16 protein-coding genes are annotated in these 20,597 nt (G+C 40.9%); 14 read left to right on the top strand and 2 right to left on the bottom strand.

What is annotated here, in order from left to right; translation table 11 throughout:
* The first annotated feature begins 23 nt into the window (after positions 1 to 23).
* The 5 genes from AA650_RS06550 (at position 24) to AA650_RS06530 (ending at position 5,068) form a co-directional block, all read left to right on the top strand.
* Positions 24 to 968: a glycosyltransferase family 2 protein gene (locus AA650_RS06550; RefSeq protein WP_027402068.1), complete on the top strand. Its 945-nt coding sequence runs from the start codon at positions 24 to 26 to the stop codon at positions 966 to 968.
* Between the two features lie 130 nt (positions 969 to 1,098).
* The gene (locus AA650_RS06545; protein ID WP_027402067.1) at positions 1,099 to 1,473 is read left to right on the top strand and encodes an EamA family transporter; all 375 of its coding nucleotides are present in this window, start codon (positions 1,099 to 1,101) and stop codon (positions 1,471 to 1,473) included.
* Positions 1,474 to 1,829: 356 nt separating this feature from the next.
* On the top strand, positions 1,830 to 2,768 hold the full coding sequence (locus tag AA650_RS06540; protein ID WP_053538432.1) for a polysaccharide deacetylase family protein: 939 nt from the start codon (positions 1,830 to 1,832) through the stop codon (positions 2,766 to 2,768).
* 296 nt (positions 2,769 to 3,064) lie between these two features.
* Positions 3,065 to 3,379, top strand: coding sequence for a hypothetical protein (locus tag AA650_RS06535; protein ID WP_053538431.1), 315 nt, complete (start codon positions 3,065 to 3,067; stop codon positions 3,377 to 3,379).
* A gap of 489 nt (positions 3,380 to 3,868) precedes the next feature.
* Positions 3,869 to 5,068 (top strand): IS4 family transposase, encoded by a 1,200-nt coding sequence (locus tag AA650_RS06530; protein ID WP_053537530.1) that lies wholly within the window; start codon positions 3,869 to 3,871, stop codon positions 5,066 to 5,068.
* Here the strand turns inward: AA650_RS06530 and AA650_RS06525 are convergent.
* Positions 5,049 to 5,399 (bottom strand): hypothetical protein, encoded by a 351-nt coding sequence (locus tag AA650_RS06525; protein WP_053538430.1) that lies wholly within the window; start codon positions 5,397 to 5,399, stop codon positions 5,049 to 5,051. The two genes, AA650_RS06530 and AA650_RS06525, sit on opposite strands and share 20 nt — an antisense overlap.
* 241 nt (positions 5,400 to 5,640) lie before the next feature.
* Here AA650_RS06525 and AA650_RS28625 point away from each other — a divergent pair, with 241 nt between their 5' ends.
* Entirely contained in the window at positions 5,641 to 5,922 is a 282-nt protein-coding gene (locus AA650_RS28625) for a hypothetical protein (protein WP_233455368.1), read from the top strand.
* Positions 5,865 to 6,275 carry a hypothetical protein gene (locus tag AA650_RS28620; RefSeq protein WP_233455369.1) on the top strand — a complete coding sequence of 137 codons (411 nt, stop codon included), beginning with the start codon at positions 5,865 to 5,867 and terminating at the stop codon, positions 6,273 to 6,275. Before AA650_RS28625 ends, AA650_RS28620 begins: the two co-directional genes overlap by 58 nt.
* 229 nt (positions 6,276 to 6,504) lie before the next feature.
* Here AA650_RS28620 and gltB read toward each other — a convergent pair whose 3' ends face one another.
* Positions 6,505 to 11,190 (bottom strand): glutamate synthase large subunit, encoded by a 4,686-nt coding sequence (gene gltB, locus AA650_RS06515; protein WP_053538429.1) that lies wholly within the window; start codon positions 11,188 to 11,190, stop codon positions 6,505 to 6,507.
* A 1,135-nt stretch (positions 11,191 to 12,325) separates the two neighbouring features.
* Between gltB and AA650_RS06510 the strand changes: the two genes are divergently transcribed.
* The 7 genes from AA650_RS06510 (at position 12,326) to tuf (ending at position 20,528) form a co-directional block, all read left to right on the top strand.
* Positions 12,326 to 14,179 (top strand): phosphodiester glycosidase family protein, encoded by a 1,854-nt coding sequence (locus AA650_RS06510; RefSeq protein WP_053538428.1) that lies wholly within the window; start codon positions 12,326 to 12,328, stop codon positions 14,177 to 14,179.
* Between the two features lie 358 nt (positions 14,180 to 14,537).
* Positions 14,538 to 14,954: a phosphomannose isomerase type II C-terminal cupin domain gene (locus AA650_RS06505; RefSeq protein ID WP_027402060.1), complete on the top strand. Its 417-nt coding sequence runs from the start codon at positions 14,538 to 14,540 to the stop codon at positions 14,952 to 14,954.
* Between the two features lie 189 nt (positions 14,955 to 15,143).
* On the top strand, positions 15,144 to 15,470 hold the full coding sequence (locus tag AA650_RS06500) for a HesB/IscA family protein (RefSeq protein ID WP_053538427.1): 327 nt from the start codon (positions 15,144 to 15,146) through the stop codon (positions 15,468 to 15,470).
* Positions 15,471 to 15,783: 313 nt separating this feature from the next.
* Entirely contained in the window at positions 15,784 to 16,167 is a 384-nt protein-coding gene (gene rpsL, locus AA650_RS06490) for a 30S ribosomal protein S12 (protein ID WP_015078104.1), read from the top strand.
* 381 nt (positions 16,168 to 16,548) lie between these two features.
* Positions 16,549 to 17,019 (top strand): 30S ribosomal protein S7, encoded by a 471-nt coding sequence (gene rpsG / locus AA650_RS06485; protein ID WP_027402058.1) that lies wholly within the window; start codon positions 16,549 to 16,551, stop codon positions 17,017 to 17,019.
* Positions 17,020 to 17,197: 178 nt separating this feature from the next.
* On the top strand, positions 17,198 to 19,276 hold the full coding sequence (gene fusA / locus AA650_RS06480) for an elongation factor G (protein ID WP_053538425.1): 2,079 nt from the start codon (positions 17,198 to 17,200) through the stop codon (positions 19,274 to 19,276).
* Positions 19,277 to 19,298: 22 nt separating this feature from the next.
* Complete coding sequence (tuf, locus tag AA650_RS06475) at positions 19,299 to 20,528, top strand: elongation factor Tu (protein ID WP_053538424.1); 1,230 nt, start codon at positions 19,299 to 19,301, stop codon at positions 20,526 to 20,528.
* The last annotated feature ends 69 nt before the right edge of the window (positions 20,529 to 20,597 follow it).

Raw genomic sequence — 20,597 nt, 5'->3', positions numbered from 1 at the left:
AATTTTCAATAAATTTTATCATGATCAATCAGCCCATCTACTCCCTAGTTATCCCCATTTATAACGAAGAAGAAAATATTATGGAGATGTATCGCCGTTTACATGATGTTATGGAACAGTTAGACGGTGATGTGGAATTAATTTTAATTGATGATGGTAGCCGCGATCGCTCTTTGAGTATGATGCGCGAATTACATCACCGTGATCATCGAGTCCATTACCTCAGTCTCGCCCGGAATTTTGGGCATCAAATCGCCGTTACCGCCGGTTTGAACTTTGTCCAAGGTAAATGTATCATTGTTATGGATGCCGATCTTCAAGATCCACCAGAATTAATTTTAACAATGATCGAAAAATGGCATCAAGAATACCAAGTAGTATACGCTCAACGCATATCCCGTCAAAAGGAAGGTTGGCTAAAACGCTTAACGGCATACCTTTTTTATCGTCTGCTTCGACGCTTGGCTAAAGTTGATATTCCTGTAGATACAGGCGATTTTTGCTTAATGGATAGACAAGTAGTAGATATCTTGAATTCTATGCCAGAACGCAACCGTTATGTTCGCGGGTTACGTGCTTGGGTAGGTTTTCGACAAACCTCTGTACTTTTTGAAAGAAACCCTCGGTTTGCAGGAGATGTAAAATATACTTTTGGTAAATCTTTATCCCTGGCAATTGATGGTATTATCTCTTTCTCTACAGTTCCCTTACGACTGGCAACCTACTTAGGTATTATCTCAGCTACGATTGCTATGATTATGATAGTATTAGTCCTTTATTGGCGAATCTTTGCCCCAGTCTCTCACTTAATTGGTTACACATTAATTACAATTTCCATGTTTTTCTTGGGTTCAGTCCAATTAGTTTGTATTGGTATTTTAGGTGAATATATTGGCAGAATATATGAAGAAGTGAAAGGTCGTCCTCTTTATACATTAAAAGAAAGTGGAGGCTTTACAAAAAACTAAAATGTTGACTTAAAAAAAATAATACTATTCAATAGTTTTAAATCTCAAAAACCTAGGGGCGCAGGGTCTGCGCCCTCCATTGTATTTCATCCCACCAATCACCGTTATCAATAAAATTAAGGCAATATCAGTGTCAATACCAGAATTTAGTTTACTGCTAATATCAGTTCTTATTAGTGTAGCAGGACAATTTTTTTTGAAAATGGGGGCGATTAAATTAGGTAAAGTTCATATAGGAAACATTATTAATCTCATTCTCAACATGATCACCATACCAGAAGTTTTATTAGGATTAACCTGTTATGGTATTGGTGCAGTAACCTATATATTACTCCTAACCAGAATCAATCTCAGCGTTGCTGCCCCTGCTGTATCCATTGGTTATATATTTTCTGTATTACTAGGTTACTTTGTTTTAAAAGAACCTATTTCTCTAACCCGTGTTTTTGGACTAGGTTTGATTGTCACTGGAGTGATATTAGTGATTTGGAAAAAATCAACTTAACAGAACAAATGTTAATTTTTTCTGCTAAATCCACTATTATGGAAAAGTTATCAATCTATGATAAAAGTATATCCACTCAAGGTTAGATTAGTAGCTAATGTAACTACTAAATCTCATTCGTAAATGAGAAACTATCTTCAGTTAATTATCATCTAACTACTCATGGCATTGAGGAAAAAATTATTTTTTCTTTAATAGTGAATCATGAGTTCAATCAGCAGAATATACATGAATACCAAGGACATCATACTTCAGAGTATGGTAAACTACCTCAATTTTTAGAAAAATGTGTTATAACCTACCGTCAGAGCTATCACTGCCATCAATGGTTGCTCGTCCCTTGAAGGAGTTACACTGTGGAAAATAATAAGTCTTTTTTTGGAAAGCAGGGAATATTAATTGCAATACTTGGACTAACTGGCACTTTAAGCATTGCTTTGATGATTTTATTCAAAGCGAAAATCTCTGATGCTCAAAGTCAAGGTGTAATTGTTAAAAATAAAGATATTGCAGCTAATGTGAAAACTCAGCAGCGGTTAGAGGAATTTAAAACAGAAATGCTTACCACTTGGCAACAAGAAGCACAAGCCAAAGGGGTTTCCACTGATGTACCATCTAACTTTCAAGGGATTGTCATTAGCGAGGCTAAACTTCCCCCAGGAAACAAAGTTATTGCCCTAACGTTTGATGACGGACCTTGGCCTAGTAGCACCGCCAAAGTATTAGATATTCTCAAGAAAAATAATATTAAGGGAACATTTTTTGTTGTTGGACAAAATGTCAAAAACTATCCAGATTTAACAAAACGGGTAGTTACAGATGGTCATATTATTGCTAATCATACTTGGCATCATTGGTATCATCACATGAATGCACAGACAGCAGCTTACGAAGTTGCTAATACAACAGACATAATTTATAAGACTACTGGTATAAAAACCAGTCTGTTTCGTCCACCAGGAGGAAACATGAGGAATGGAGTAGCGGCTTATGCTAAAAGTAATAAATATGCTGTTATTATGTGGTCGTCTGATTCTATGGACTATTCACGTCCGGGTGTGCCAAGACTAATTAATAACATCTTTAGGGAAGCTAAACCAGGGGGTATTGTGTTAATGCACGATGGTGGTGGCGATCGCTCTCACACTGTCAAAGCCTTACCAGAAATCATTAGCAGGTTTCGGAAACAGGGTTATGAATTTGTGACTGTTCCCGAACTTTTAGAAATGCAAGATCAATATCCCCAGTTAGTTGCCCATAATAAAACAAAATCTCAAAAAGCGAAGAAACCATAAATAAAAATGTCAGAATCAGGATAACCAGGATTAAAGGATGAACAGGATGAATAAGCTGTTGGACATTTAGATTGTATATTGCTCACAACTAAAACTCTTGTGGAACAGGCATCCTGCCTGTTTTAATTATGCAAATTAAATGTTTCTCAGCTTATACCAATTCTGGATGAAGATGCACATAATCGTAATTAAATCCTGTAAATCCTTAAATCCTGGACATCCTGATTCAGACAAAAAAGATGAAAGGATAAACAGGATAAATACAGATAAAGTAGACATCTCCAAATACGCAATGAGTGGGATTAAGTATTCTCGATTATCTCACCAGGGAACGACTCAGACTCAAAGAATTAACCAAGGTTATTCGTTCTGGTGATTTTCCTGTGGAACAGTTACAGGTTACTCGGAAAATTAAGAAGGGTGAAAAGGCTCTTTTGGTTCTGGGTAATACTGGGGATGTTGTGACGTTTTATCAAGGAGTTCGGGGACTGACTAATTCTGAAAGCTATTCCAGTGGGTATTATTTGGAGTTGATGGCTAAAAAACGAGATGAGTTACTTTCGGTTGTTGAGCCTCAAGGTGATGTGGGAAAGCAGTTGAGTTTGTTTTGAGTGGGGGATTATACTAATGATGAGAGCGATCGCCCACTCCATTACCATAGGCGATCGCCTATAATTTTTTTCTCTCCAAGCTACCTGGATGCCTAAGCTAGAAAGTCACCTCTATGGCATAGGCATACAATATAAGAGTTACTCTACTAAAGCCTGAAATCCGCCCAAAAAACTGAGTTTCTCCAGAACGAATCGTACTTACTTATATCTTATATCTTATATCTCAGGTTCACGTCTACTTAACACTTTTGTTGTAAAATACTACTGCTAAATTACGAGTGAGTTTATAGTGACACCTGAGAATGCCGCCATTGCAATCATAAAAGCAACTCCTATGGCGTGTAAGCGAATCAATCAAATGTCTCGTTTTCTCCTAAAAACGAGAGGAGGTCTTAACGGGTGACAAGGCGGTTGAAGATGAGATGTGGCAATAATTTGAGAAAATAAGGGAGTAAAAAAATAGGGACAAAGAAGCCCCCGAAGCAAAAAATGTTACCACAATCATATCAAACAATTTTCCGAAAGCATTTGAGTGAACAGCAGTATTTGACACTAGAGATATTGTTGTTATTAATACAGGCTCATCGCCAAGTAAAACTGTCAAAATTGGCCAGCTTGTTTCCCCAACCAATTAAATATGAAAGCAGGAAACGTAATCTACAAAGATTTTTAGGAATAGGTAAACTCTGCGTAAAATTATTATGGTTTCCATTGATAAAATATTGGATTAGACAATCGTTAACACCAAAACAACTGAATCGAGAACAGCGCCGTTATTTTCATAAAAAACAGTATCAAAAATATGGTTATTGGATGGTAGCACTGGATAGAACACAGTGGAAGGGGCGAAATATATTTATGGTGACATTGGTATGGGGTACTCATGCCCTACCACTATATTGGGAAACATTAAATCATGTCGGAAATAGTAATTTACAAACACAGAAAAGATTAATAAAGACAGCAATAAAGTTGTTAAAAAAATGTCGAATTGTGGTGTTAGCAGACAGAGAATTTCATAGTCCAAAACTGGCTAAATGGCTTGATGAGCAAGGAGTTTACTTCGCTTTACGCCAGAAGAAAAACCTTTATTTTCAAGAAAAACCTGAACAAGAATATCAAGTTCTTAAAAATCAAGGATTTAAGCCAGGAATGTCGAGATTTTATGAAAAAGTTAAATGTGGTAAAGGGGATGAATTAGGCTTATTTAATATCGCTGTTTATTGGAAGAGAAAATATCGGAACTCTGGACCAAAAGAACCTTGGTATATCTTGACGAATCTACCAACTCTCCAACAAACTTTATGCCTCTATAGATGTCGATGGGGAATTGAGCAATTCTTTAAGGATTGTAAAACTGGTGGTTATAATTTAGAGGATACTAAAGTAAATGAAACTCGCTTTTTAGCTTTAGTATTATTGATTGTCATTGCTTATAGTTTAGCCACTATGCACGGTCAACGGATGAAAAAATTAGGTATAGAGACTTATGCCGGACGTATTCAACAACATCAGGACAAGTACCCACGTCAAAGTGATTTTAGCTTTGCTCTCTACGGACAACTATGGATTTATGGTATGGAATTATGGGCTGATTTAGCTCTGAATTTAATCAATCTCAAGCCTCATAAACGCCTCTTTTTTCAACGGGGCTTTCAGGCTCTATCCCTTATGAAACAAGCTCTTTAGCCGCCTTGTCACCCGTTAAGATTGATACTAGACGATTTTCAGCCTTTTCTAATTCATTTTCCTCGCTAATAGAAATCCAAAAAAAAGGTTCTCCATTAGTTGTTAACAAACGAATCCCAAAAAAGTCTTCAACTTCTAACTCCAAACTTTCAGAGTCAACTAAACTGATTTGATTTTCTAACCAGCCAGTTGGGTAGTTATAAGTTTCTAGAAGTTCTCGGAGTATCCACTGACGAATTGATTCTTTAGAACGGTTCTGAATCCCTAGACTGAACTCTTGAAGCAGCCAATCATCAGGATGTACTACATAAAAGCTTCTTAGATGGGGCATTGTATGATTTTGAAAGCACGACAGACAGATATATTGACTTGTGTAAAACATTATCATACACTCTTGACTGAACGTCAACTATCTTTGACAGTTTGTCAGCAGTGATTTCAATATGACATTAAGTAACCCAAGTTGAAGAACGAAAGTGCCATTTTGTTGAATGACTGCTTTCCCATGCAAACAAAATTATAGTAGGCTTAGAGCTAACGCTCATGTACGACAATACAATTGCCGTACTACCATGCCAACATACTTGTACTTTAGTGAAAACGAATTCTTTCTAACTCGCACCATCAAACAACTAAAAACCCACACTCTAGATCAACAATGGGCAAACTTCAACCATACAGAATACCCCCCAGAATCTAAAGAAACCATTCCTCAAGCATTATCCGATATCATGACACCACCAGTTGGGAGTAGAGGAAGATTAGTACATTTGCCCAACAGCACATTACTGGGAGTGTGTTCAAAAGAAATTTTGTTGCAGTTGGAGTCCATTCTGCTAATAGTTTACAACTAGCCAACGCCATTCGCTTGGGTAACATTGCTCAAGCATTAGAATTTGTTGAACACTTAATTAACTGTAACGAACCAGCTTTAAAGATTACCGCTACCCTGACTACAACCTTTCGCACTTGGCTAACAGTCAAACAGATGATCATCACAGGGTGTCAAGACGACAATACGATCGCCCAACTTGCAGACGTGAAAAATCCCAAACGCTTGTATTACATCCGCCAAGAGGTTGCTAATTGTTGTGTAAACAAGCTGAAAAATAGTTTAAAAATGCTATTGGAACTTGAGCTAATGCTCAAATCTGGTGTAGATGAAAAACTCGCCTTGCAAACTCAAATTATCCAACTTTGCTCGTAGGTACTACTTCTTGCAAATGCAATAGACACCTCGGAAATTTAACCTAAAAAGCTCCGGTTGTTGTAAGGAAATTAAATTTCTGGAGATGTCTAGTTATTAATTAAATCCTGGAAATCCTCAAATCCTGGACATCCTGATTCAGACAAAAAAGGATTAAAGGATAAACAGGATAAAGTATTTAATTAAATCCTGTAAATCCTCAAATCCTGTACATCCTGATTCAGACAAATTACACAGAACTCAATTGTTTTTCTGCTACTTTGGCTTCTGGACTATCAGATTCAGAAGGTGGTACTAATTGCCAGAACTTAGGTAAATATACTTCCCAATTAGCAATAATTTCCTGTGCCTTGGGTGAACCCGTTTTCTGGGCATGAGTTTGAATTAACTCATACAATTGTTTTGCACCTGCTTCACTCACAACCCGTTGCACTTTGACGATCGCATGATTGACAAAATCAGGGAAATTACCGACTTCATCAAGGAAATAAGCTAAACCGCCTGTCATACCTGCACCCACGTTGCGGCCAGCTTTACCCAGAACCACAATTACACCACCAGTCATATACTCGCAGCAGTGATCACCAGCCCCTTCAATTACGGCTGTACCTTTAGAGTTCCGCACCGCAAACCGTTCTCCGGCTAAACCATTGGCAAATAACACCCCACCAGTCGCCCCATAAAGGCAGGTATTCCCTACAATCACGTTTTCTGCTGGGTTATAGGTGGCATTGGCTGGGGGCTTAATAATAATTTCCCCACCGTTCATGCCCTTACCAACATAGTCGTTTGCTTCCCCTACTAAGTTGAGAATCACACCATCCAGGTTAAATGCGCCGAAGCTTTGCCCCACACTTCCCTGGAAATTCAGGTTTATTTGCCCTGTAAAGCCGTTGTCACCGTATTTATGAGCGATCGCCCCAGTTAACCTTGCGCCGACCGTTCTATCAGTATTTACGACGGTAACGGTTTTACTAACTTCACCCTGATTCTGAATCGCGGCTTGAATATCTGCATCAGCTAGTAACTGATCATCTAAAACTGGTCCATTGCTGTGAACTTTTTCATGCACCAACCAACTACGATTAACTTTTGCATCTGGCAGCTTAGTTAAACAATCCAAATTCAAAGCTTGTGTTTTATTCAGTCTAACTTCAGAACGCACCGTTAATAAATCAGCGCGACCAATTACTTCTGATAAAGAACGATATCCCAATTTAGCCAACAGACTCCGCACCTCTTCCGCGATGAAGTAGAAGAAATTAACAACGTGTTCGGGAATGCCAGTAAACCGTTTCCGCATTTCTTCTTTTTGAGAAGCTATCCCCACAGGACAATTATTAGTGTGGCAAATCCGCGCCATAATGCAGCCTTCCGCAATCATAGCTATGGAACCGAACCCAAACTCCTCTGCCCCCATTAACGCCCCAACTAGGACATCCCAGCCGCTTTTCAGACCACCATCTACCCGCAAGATGACGCGATCGCGCAGGCTGTTTTCCATCAATACCCGATGCACTTCCGTTAGCCCCAATTCCCAAGGACTACCCGCGTGTTTAATCGAAGAGAGGGGTGATGCACCTGTACCGCCATCATGTCCCGAAATTTGGATAATATCGGCGTTAGCTTTAGCCACACCCGCAGCAATTGTGCCAATCCCGATTTCTGCGACTAATTTCACCGAAACTTGAGCTTTAGGATTAATTTGGTGCAAGTCAAAAATCAACTGGGCTAAATCTTCAATCGAATAAATATCATGGTGGGGTGGCGGGGAAATCAAAGTTACACCCGGCTTAGAACGCCGCAACATGGCAATATAAGGGCTTACTTTGGGTCCAGGTAGCTGTCCACCTTCTCCTGGTTTTGCACCTTGGGCAATTTTGATTTCTAGTTGTTGGGCTGTGGCTAAGTATTGGGGAGTAACGCCGAACCGTCCTGAGGCAATTTGTCTAATGGCACTTGCAGCCGTGTCACCATTTTTCAACCCATTGAGATGAGGCAGAGTAGGAGATTTACCAGCGGTATCAACATCATTTAAAACGTTGTAACGAACCGGATCTTCGCCACCTTCACCAGAATTAGATCTACCACCAATGCGATTCATTGCGATCGCTAAAGTTTCATGTGCTTCTCGTGATAACGCCCCTAAAGACATCCCACCAGTACAGAAACGTTTAACAATATCATTAACTGACTCCACCTCTTCCAAAGGAATTGGTGAGCGCTCGCTGTGGAAATCTAGCAAATCACGCAACGCCGTTACCGGACGATTGTGCAGATGTTGCTTATAAACCTCATAATGGTCATACTGCTTACCATTGACAGCCTTATGCAGCGACTTCGCCAATTCTGGGCTATTCATGTGGTATTCACCACCGGGACGGTATTGGACAAAACCTAAGTTTTCCAACTTCTTCGCCGTCAATTCCGGGAAAGCCTTACTGTGGAAAGATAACACCTCTTGTGCTAATTCACTCACACTTAAACCACCAATCCGGGAAGTTGTTCCCCGGAAACCCAAAGCCAACAAATCACCACCAATCCCAATAGCTTCAAATATTTGCGCCGCTTGATAACTGGAAAGTAGGGAAATACCCATCTTCGAGAGGATTTTCAGCAAACCCGATTCTATAGCTTTGCGATAATTTTCTACGGCTTGATTTAAAGTCAGAGTGGCAATTTTGCCCCTAGTCATAAACTGCTGAGTTTTGGGTTCATGCCACCAAGCAGTTACAGTATCTAAAGCCATATAGGGACAAACCGCCCCCGCACCATAACCCAACAAACAGGCAAAATGATGGGTACTCCAACATTGGGCTGTATCCACAATTAAGGATGTTTTCATCCGTAACCCTTCACGGATTAAGTGATGGTGAACCGCACCAATGGCTAATAAAGGAGGAATATAGGTATATTCTGCCGCAATCCCTGTACCTGTTCTGTCACTTAATATGAGAATCTTCGCACCAGCCCGCACCGATTCCGCAGCTTGTTTTTGCAAAGATTCCACAGCCGTTTTTAAACCATCTGGTCCTGTGGCTATGGGAAATAAAGTTGACAATTCAGCCGTTGCAAATCCTGACAACTTAATAGTTTCTAACTCTGTTTGAGTGAGTACAGGAGACTCCAACTTGAGTCTGCGGGCGTATTCCGGTTTAGGTTCTAATAAATTCCCCTTTTCACCCAATTCCACCGTCAGCGACATCACCAACTTTTCCCGTAAAGGGTCAATCGCTGGATTAGTAACTTGGGCAAACCGCTGTTTAAAATAGTCATACAGCAAATGGGATTTTTCTGACAATACCGCTAAAGGAATATCATCTCCCATACAGAAAGTTGCTTCTGCACCCGTACTAGCCATAGGGTGAATCACCATTTCCACATCTTCTATGGTGTAGCCAAAGGCAATTTGCTGTTGCAATAAGACTTGTGAATCAATTTTGTCAGTTGTCAGTTGTTCGTTGTTTGTTGACAAATGCCCATTACCGTTACCATTGCCATTAACTACAGACTTACCCTTCACTAACTTACTCAATTCTTGGCGGTATTGTTGCAACCATTCGCCATAAGGATGTTGTTTAGCAATGCGCTGTTTAATCTCCCAGTTCTTGAGGATTTCTTGGGTGTTTAAATCCACCGCAATCATTTGTCCTGGACCGAGTCTACCTTTTTCGAGAATGTTTTCTTCTGGGAAATCCACAACTCCAGCTTCGGAGGCAACAACAATATAATCATCTTTGGTAATGACATAACGCGCAGGTCTTAAACCATTACGATCTAATGTTGCTCCAACTTTTTTGCCATCGCTAAATACTAACAGCGCGGGTCCATCCCATGCTTCTTGCAAACCGCTGTAATATTCATAAAAATCCACAATTTCGGGATATTCAGCCAAGGAAGGTTGATTTTTATACGCTTCGGGAACCATCATCATTAACCCTTCTAAAGGGCTGCGTCCCGAACGCACCAACAACTCTAGTACATTATCTAAAGTAGCAGAATCACTATTATCAATGTTCACCATTGGTTTGAGTTCGTCAAACCGATCTTCCCAAATCGGATGACTAAGGGTGGCTTCCCGTGCCATCATCCAATTAATATTCCCCAACAGGGTGTTAATTTCTCCGTTATGACCTAATAACCGCATTGGTTGGGCTAAAGGCCATTTAGGCATCGTATTGGTACTAAAGCGGCGATGATATACTGCAAATGCCACTTTAAAAGCCGGATTTTTTAGATCTTCGTAAAAATCCCCCAAGACAGCGGAACGCACCATGCCTTTATAAACAATTGTCCGGCTAGACAAGGAACAGACATAGAAATCTTCAGAAATTTTTCTGCCCGCTTGCATAATGCGGCGACGGGCAATATACAATTCTCTTTCTAGTTCATCACCGCTCTTATCAGCACAAGAAATTATAACCTGTTCTATTTGGGGTTGATTTTCTTTTGCTTGCATCCCTAATACTTCTGGACGCACCGGAACTACTCGCCAGCCCAGTATAGTTAATCTCTCCTCTGCTGCTATTTGTGCAAATGCAGCCTTAGCAGCTTTTGCGGCTGTTGCGTCTTGGGGAAAAAATATCATCCCCACCGCCATATTACTCAGCTTGGCAAAATCAATGCCATGATTCTTGTCTTGTGCCAATAATTCCCAAGGAATCGCTGTTAATATCCCCGCACCATCTCCAGAATCTTGGTCAGCACTACAACCCCCTCTATGTTCTAAGCAAGTTAAAGCAGTTAAGGCTTGATCCAAAATTTCATGACTGGCAATATTTTGACGATGGGTAATAAACCCGACTCCACAAGCATCCCTTTCTTCTACTAACCACTTTTGTCCTGGATATGTATCTGGAAAATTAGTATCTGACACTGTAATTTGCTGACCCTGATTCGATGGTTGATGATTCATACTCTATTCCTGAAATGTTGAGGTACAGATGTTGTTATTACTGCTAAAGGGAAATTTTCTCAGTTTTGGCACTGGATAAAAATACATAATTACCAAAGTTTAGAGATAACAATTTTAGCTTGACGTTTAACTAAAGCTGTGTTATCAATACCTATTTATTTTTTGTTTGTTTACAAGAATACTCGGTAATTTTAATCCCCGTCATCAATTCTTACTCAATTTCTATTTTCTCTTGTCATAATTTAGCATTTTATGGATAATATTACCTATACAGGAAGCAATACTACTCGGTTAAGCATGAAAAGTCATTATATGGTAGGTCGGGTTTCGTTCCTCAACCCAACCTTATCAAGGATTTTGTTTGGTTTCGCTGTCGCTCAACCCAACCTACATTTCCTTAACCGACAAGTATTGATACAGGAAGGGTAATCAACCTGTCTAAAAACCCAATTGCTGCCTAAATCGCAGACACCATACCTTGACAATTAAACGGCGGTTGCTCTACTTGGTGAGACCCCACCTCTGGTTTAGAAACCGCAAGGAATCTAAATTAAGTGGTTTCGGTGAACTAAGAATCTCACTGACTTTAGCCGCTGAGAGTGTCAATGCACTATATAAACAAACTACCCTAATCCAGAAAGACCTGTAAATCCAACGGTTTTGAAGTTTGCAGTTTTTTTGCTCACGGCTTACACCATGCAAGCTATTCTTGTTCTTTGCTGATTACTGATAGCTCCCAAAAATTAGCCTATTTTCACTATATGCCCATTTGACAATTCCTAAAACATATCTATTTTTCCCTGTATTCTGGCTGTTTATTCATGACCAACCACAGGAACTTGAGATTTTAGATTCAAACCCCAAAACCTAAAATTTTAGAGATGAGGATAGGGTGTCCGAATTTCACCTTTAACCCCCAACAGTATCATAGCAGGCTCCAATTAATTTGTATTATTTAAGACAATTGCAGCTAGTATTTTTAGCATAGTAACTGCCTGCTACTCTGAATAAGAGACACAGACCCAAGATAAATAATATCACGAATATTTCTAAAAAAGGTAATTATTTTTTAAATTTTCTGATAAATTTTCGCTAGGCTGGGTTTTGATTGATAACTTTTAAAAATACCCAGTCAATGATCTTGAAAATCCTAAATTCTGTATTACCGCTACTGTCAACAGCACTGTGTTTGACTGCTACTTATGGGGCATTTGCTCAAGATACTCCTAGTTTACTAACTCCCGTTCCCACTTCCGTTAGTGCTGGTAATCAAATTATTCTCAATGGACGGATTTTACCAGGAGCATGGTTACAACCAACAGCAACCACCATTAAAGGACAAACTTATCTAAGTGATGGTGCAGTTAAGCAATTAATAGGGATAGATTTACTCAATAGCAGTAATCCTGGCAAACAACCAGTACAGTGGTTTTCTGGCTTGACAAATCCCCTCATTTTTAACACGAATCTTAGCGGAGGATATCGTTATTTAGATATTACTCAATTAGCCCAAACAGCTAAATGGCAAATTCAAGCTAATGGTAACACTTTGGTAATTTCTACTCCCCCTTCTCAACTGAAAAACATTCGTCTGGGTAAACAACCAAAAGGAGATAGAGTTGTCCTCGATTTAGATATAGCGACCCCTTGGCAAATTCGACAAGAATTACCAGTTAAAAAAGTAGTAGATCCTGATGAGATTATCTCTAAATCTACCACACCACCCAACAGAGAATGGACGCTTACCCTAGATGGTATTGCTGATCCGACTTTAATACAACGCTATAACTCTCAACCCACTACACCACCCATTTCCGTATCAATAATTCAAAAAGTGGAAGTGGTTAATAATCAAACAATTCTCCGTCTTAGTATTCCCTTTGGTCAGTCTCTACAAGTTAGCACTATTCCCCAACCCAATCGCTTAGTTATTGATATTCAACCTGATGCCATGGTGGAAAAAACTATTGCTTGGGCGCAGGGATTACAATGGCGACAGCAGTTGGTAACTTTAGGAACAGATCGCTTTCCTGTGGTTTGGTTAGATATTAACCCTCGGTCTGTGGGATTAAGTATTAAGCCTATAATTACTAATCCGCAAACATTAACTGGTACAGCCCCTTTAATCCAAACTGCTCAAAATTACTTAGCAGTAGCCGCAGTTAATGGTGGTTATTTTAACCGTAATAATAAATTACCTTTAGGCGCAATTCGGCGAGATAATCAGTGGATATCCGGTCCAATTCTTAACCGAGGAGCGATCGCTTGGAATAATAACGGACAATTTTACTTTGGTCGGCTCACCCTCACAGAAGCCTTAATTACGAACAATAATCAACGTCTACCCATTTCCTTACTTAATACTGGCTATGTCCAACGCGGTATCGCTCGTTATACTCCAGTATGGGGAAATACTTATACACCTTTAGCTGATAATGAAACTATTGTAGTTGTCGAAAACAATCAAGTAAGCAATCAGTTAGCAGGAGGTAAAAGTGGTATAACTACCATTCCCATTCCCGAAAATGGTTATCTCCTCATCTTCCGCAATCAGACACCACAATTACCCATTGGGACAAAAGTTTCTCTTACCAGCACCACTACCACACCTGAATTTAGTCGCTACCCCCACATTATTGGTGCAGGTCCCCTATTAGTCCAAAATCGGCAAATAGTTCTAGATGGACCAGCAGAAACATTCAGCCCTGCTTTCATGACAAGTCAAGCAGTTCGCAGCAGTATTTGTACCACTTCCACAGGTAATCTTATGATTGCTGCTGTACATAGTCGGGCTGGTGGTGGTGGTCCAACTTTGGCAGAACAAGCAAAATTAATGCAAACAATGGGTTGTATTAATGCTTTAAATTTAGACGGTGGTAGTTCTACCAGTCTTTATTTAGGCGGTCAGTTACTTGACCGTTCTCCTAGTACAGCAGCCCGTGTTCACAATGGTATTGGGATTTTCATATCACCAAAAGTTCCTAAGTAGGTGAACCAAAATTCAGATAATCCATTATTTTTAGGACTTACGCACGCGTCGTTTTCGGCTTTGGGAATAACTTATTGGGTAGGGTGCGTCAGATAGAGGAAATCTGTTTTTTACCAAATTATCGGGTCTGACGCACCCTACAAGAGATAAAATCCGAATTACATATTTAAGAAACTTTGTCAATGCGTAAGCCCTAATTTTTTGATGAAGATTTTATGTAGACAGATTAGTTTCCGCCAGGGACTTTACCAGTCAATGGTGAGTTTTGCTATCTTTATCAAAGTGGCTAAATCTTGTCGCTTTTCCATCAACTGTTCTAACTAAAAACAGGTTTGTTATGTCTCCATCTGAGGTAACTATGGCTAAACTATCAGAAACTGCCCCAAATACTCTGACTCTACAACCAACAATTAATGCTAGAAGTATTGCTGCTGGTGAATTACGTCCTTGGGGTTCTTTCACAGTCTTAGAAGAAGGGCGCGGATATAAAATTAAACGAATTGAAGTAAAGCCTGGACATCGCCTCAGCTTACAAATGCACCACCACCGCAGTGAACACTGGATTGTTGTTTCCGGTACAGCTAAAGTAGTTTGTGGCGACAAAGAAATCTTATTAAGCAATAATCAATCAACCTATGTCCCCCAATGTACAACCCATCGGTTAGAAAATCCCGGTGTGATTCCCTTGGTTTTAATTGAAGTCCAAAATGGCGAATATCTCGGAGAAGATGATATTATTCGCTATCAAGATGATTATGCCCGTTCGGAAAAGTAGGCAGGGGCAGGGGGCAGGGGAGCAGGGCGCAGGGGAGCAGGGCGCAGGGCGCAGGGGAGCAGGGGAGAGAAATATTCTTTTGCAACGGACAACGGACAACAAACAACGGATCACTGACAACGGACAACGGACAACGGACAACTAACAACTGACAACTAACAACTAACAACTGACTAATAAGAAAATTCCATGATTCATTTCAGTCCAACAGCCATTAATGAAATCGGGCGCTTAAAATCTAAACAACCATCAGATACCTTATTTCGCTTGCGAGTCAAATCTGGAGGTTGTGCTGATTTGTTTTATGATCTGGCTTTTGATACAACAGTACAATCTCAAGATCAGGTTTTAGAGTTGCATGATATTCGCGTAATTATAGACCCAGAAAGCATAAATTACATTAATGAGTTATCAATAGATTATTCAGAAGATTTGATGGGTGGGGGTTTTCGCTTTCACAACCCTCAAGCAACATCAACCTGTAGTTGTGGTAATTCTTTCTCTATTAGTCATTAGTCATTGGTCATTGGTCATTAGTCATTGGTCATTAGTCATTGGTCATTGGTCAGTTGTCAGTTGTCAGTTGTCAGTTGTCATTGGTCATTGGTCATTGGGAAAATTCTTTCTCCCCCCCCTACTCCCCCTACTCCCCCAACTTCCCCAACTTCCCCAACTTCCCCAACTTCCCCTACTCCCCCTACTCCCCCAACTTCCCCTGTTCCCTATTCCCTATTCCCTCCCAAAAATGATTGACAGAAAATCAAAAAAAAAGATATAATCAGGATTTGTTAAAACTTAGATCATAAAGCAGCTTCACGCGCTGTAACTCATGCCAACAATACAGCAGCTAATACGTAGTGAACGCGAACTAGCGCGTCAAAAAACCAAGTCCCCTGCTCTGAAGCAATGCCCGCAACGGCGAGGCGTTTGCACCAGAGTATACACAACTACACCTAAAAAGCCTAACTCAGCACTCCGCAAGGTAGCCAGGGTAAGACTTACCTCTGGATTTGAAGTAACAGCTTACATCCCAGGTATCGGTCATAACTTACAAGAACATTCCGTAGTTATGATTCGTGGTGGTCGGGTCAAAGACTTGCCCGGAGTTAGATACCACATTATCCGTGGCACATTAGATACAGCCGGAGTTAAAGACCGCAAACAAGGCCGTTCCAAATATGGAACTAAGCTCCCAAAAGCAGGTAAAAAATAGGTAGGCGGCGGTTAATCGCGTTAAATACGGTTAATCGTCCTCCCTGCAAACTGCGTAATAAACCAGCAGTAACGAATTTTTTTTCAGAAAATCAAACTGGATCTGGCATAAAAACAAGTTGTATGAGTTTGGAGAAGATAATCTTGTCAACGATAACAGCACTTTAATCTAAATTTTAAAGTTGATTACGTTGTCGTCTTCTGTGTCTGGTAGCAGATAATAAGTGAATTAATTCAGCCTCCTCTCAACTGATAGCGATCGCATGGCGCAAGCCATAAAGGAAAATGCAGGAAAAATCAGCGGCTAATTAAACCGCTTTTAGTTTCCTGTGTTCTGATAGCATATAATTTCGTGGTCAAATTCCGTATTCAAGGATGAAGTATGTCTCGTCGTGGTGTTAGTCAAAGGCGTGCAGTCCCGCCTGACTCAGTGTATAATAGTCGCCTAATCAGCATGATGATGCGACGGATAATGCGTCATGGCAAAAAATCAATTGCCGCAAGAATAGTTTATGACGCTTTGAAAACTATTGAAGAACGCACTGGTGGAAGTCCATTAGAAACTTTTGAAAAAGCAGTGCGTAACGCTACACCATTAGTAGAAGTAAAAGCTCGCCGAGTTGGTGGAGCAACTTACCAAGTACCAATGGAAGTACGTACAGATCGCGGTACTACCCTAGCGTTGCGGTGGTTGGTGCAGTATTCTCGCCAACGTCCAGGAAGAACTATGGCTGGGAGACTAGCTAATGAATTAATGGATGCTGCGAATGAAACTGGTAGTGCTATTCGTAAGCGCGAAGAAACACATCGGATGGCGGAAGCGAACAAAGCGTTTGCACATTATCGTTACTAACTAGAAAAACGATATATCGTCTTCTCGTGTGCGGTATATCGTAGAATTTATAGCTAATGCCCAAAAAGGCAACTGCCTAGCTAGGCTAACAAAAAAAGACGGTTTTCCGTAAAAGTATAGAATCTTAACAAAGAGTAATATACAAGATATCATGAGGCGACAACGTTAGGAGGTAACTGTGGCACGCACGAACCCGCTAGAGAAAGTACGCAATATCGGTATTGCGGCGCATATAGATGCGGGCAAAACAACGACAACAGAGAGAATATTATTTTACTCTGGGATCATTCATAAAATTGGCGAAGTTCACGAAGGAACTGCTGTTACAGACTGGATGGAACAGGAACGGGAGCGGGGAATTACCATCACTGCTGCTGCCATTAGTACCAGTTGGAATGATCATCAAATTAACATTATTGATACTCCCGGTCACGTGGACTTCACAATTGAAGTTGAACGTTCCATGCGAGTATTAGATGGTGTAATCGCTGTATTTTGTTCCGTAGGTGGTGTCCAACCACAATCAGAAACAGTATGGCGACAAGCAGACCGCTATAAAGTCCCTCGCATTGCCTTTATTAATAAGATGGATCGCACTGGTGCGAACTTCTATAGAGTGCATGACCAAATGGTCGATCGCTTGCGAGCTAACGCCATTGCTATTCAACTGCCTATCGGTAGTGAAACTGAATTTAAAGGGATTATAGACTTGGTGAAAATGTGTGCATATATGTACACAAACGATCAAGGAACTGATATCCAAACCATAGAAATTCCCGCCGAACTAGCCGAAAAAGCAGCCCAATACCGCACCAAGTTGGTAGAAGCAGTATCAGAAACTGATGACACGCTGATGAATAAGTACTTCGATGGCGAAGAACTGACAGAAGCAGAAATCCGTACTGCTCTCCGTAAAGGAACAATTGCTGGGACAATCGTACCAGTGCTTTGCGGTTCAGCCTTTAAGAACAAAGGCGTGCAATTGATGTTGGATGCGGTGATAGATTACCTACCATCACCACTGGAAGTTCCACCAATTCAAGGCACACTGCTCAACGGTGATCCCGTTGAACGTCATGCTGATGATGAAGAACCATTATCAGCTTTGGCATTTAAGATTATGGCTGATCCTTATGGTCGCCTCACCTTCGTTCGTGTTTATTCTGGTGTGCTGAAGAAAGGTAGTTACGTTCTTAACGTCAGCAAGAATAAAAAAGAACGAATTTCTCGGTTAGTGCTAATGAAAGCAGATGACCGACAAGACGTGGATGAACTACGGGCAGGTGATTTAGGTGCTGCATTGGGATTAAAAGACACCTTGACAGGTGATACCCTTTGTGATGAAGGTTCACCAGTAATTTTGGAATCCCTATTTATTCCTGAGCCTGTGATCTCGGTAGCGGTTGAACCCAAAACCAAGAACGACATGGACAAGCTTTCCAAGGCTCTGCAATCTTTGAGTGAAGAAGACCCCACCTTCCGTGTGCGTGTTGATCCAGAAACCAACCAAACCGTAATTGCGGGCATGGGAGAATTGCACCTAGAAATTCTCGTAGATCGGATGTTACGGGAATTTAAAGTAGAAGCAAACGTTGGTGCGCCCCAAGTGGCTTACCGCGAAACCATTCGCAAAGCCGTCGAGAAAATTGATGGTAAATTTATCCGCCAGAGTGGTGGTAAGGGTCAGTACGGTCACGTGGTGATCAATTTAGAACCAGGTGAACCCGGTACAGGTTTTGTCTTTGTTTCTAAAATTGTCGGTGGGATTGTACCTAAAGAGTACATAGGACCGGCTGAACAGGGCATGAAAGAATGTTGTGAATCTGGTATTTTAGCTGGATATCCACTCATTGATGTCAAAGCCACATTAATACATGGTTCTTACCATGATGTAGACTCTTCAGAAATGGCTTTCAAAATTGCCGGTTCTATGGCAATCAAGGAAGCGGCTACAAAAGCCTCTCCTGTGATCTTAGAGCCGATCATGAAAGTTGAAGTTGAAGTACCTGAAGACTACATCGGTAACGTGATTGGTGATTTAATCTCCCGCCGGGGACAGATTGAAAGCCAAAGCACTGAACAGGGACTGGCAAAAGTGGTATCGAAAGTTCCATTGGCAACCATGTTTGGTTATGCCACTGATATCCGGTCGAAAACCCAAGGTCGAGGTATCTTTACAATGGAGTTTAGTACCTACGAAGAGGTGCCTCGCAGCGTGGCTGAGGGCATCATTTCAAAAAGTAAAGGGAACGCTTAATTAAAAAAGGAAACGATTATTCATGGCACGCGCAAAGTTTGAAAGAAATAAACCTCACGTTAATATCGGAACTGTTGGCCACGTTGACCACGGCAAAACTACTTTAACAGCAGCTATTACCATGACCTTGGCCGCTAATGGTCAAGCCGTAGGTAAGGGTTACGACCAAATTGATAATGCCCCTGAAGAAAAGGCACGGGGTATTACAATTAATACCGCTCACGTTGAGTATGAAACCACTGCTCGTCACTACGCTCACGTAGATTGCCCTGGACACGCTGATTATGTGAAAAACATGATCACAGGTGCAGCGCAAATGGATGGAGGTATCTTGGTAGTTGCAGCCACAGATGGTCCTATGCCCCAAACTCGTGAACACATCCTCTTGGCAAAACAAGTCGGTGTTCCTAGTCTTGTCGTCTTCTTGAACAAACAAGATATGATGGACGATGAAGAGTTGATGGAATTGGTAGAACTAGAACTGCGGGAACTACTGACCGCTTATGATTTCCCCGGTGATGATATTCCCATTATCAAAGGTTCAGGTCTGAAAGCTTTAGAAGCAATGACCGCTAATCCCAAAACTCAGCGCGGTGAAAATGAGTGGGTAGACAAAATCTATGAGTTGATGGACGCTGTAGATGCTTCTATTCCTACTCCTGAGCGGGCTGTAGACAAACCATTCTTGATGGCTGTGGAAGATGTATTCACCATCACAGGTCGTGGGACTGTGGCTACTGGACGGATCGAACGCGGTAAAGTTAAGGTTGGTGATACTGTTGAGTTAATTGGGATCAGAGATACCCGCAGTACCGCTGTTACCGGGATCGAGATGTTCAAGAAGAGTCTTGATGAAGGTATGGCCGGAGACAATGCCGGTGTACTACTACGCGGTATGAAAAAGGAAGACATTGAGCGGGGTATGGTAATAGCTAAACCAGGCTCAATTACACCTCACACTCAGTTTGAAGGTGAAGTTTACGTTTTAACAGAGAAAGAAGGTGGTCGGAAAACACCATTTTTCTCCGGTTATCGTCCTCAGTTCTATGTGCGGACAACTGATGTAACTGGTACAATCAAAGCCTTTACCGATAGTGATGGTAACGATGTGGAAATGGTTATGCCTGGCGATAACATCAAGGTAACAGTAGAATTGATCAATGCGATCGCTATTGAACAAGGTATGCGCTTCGCTATTCGTGAAGGTGGACGGACTATCGGTGCTGGCGTTGTCGCTAAAATCTTGAAATAACACTCACCTTTTTGCTCTTATTCAAAAGGAGTAGAGATGAATTATATAATCTCTGCTCCTTTCTATTCC

Origin of the sequence: Anabaena sp. WA102 (assembly GCF_001277295.1) — a bacterium.
GTDB classification, from domain to species: domain Bacteria; phylum Cyanobacteriota; class Cyanobacteriia; order Cyanobacteriales; family Nostocaceae; genus Dolichospermum; species Dolichospermum heterosporum.
This window is presented reverse-complemented; position numbering and strand designations above follow the sequence as displayed.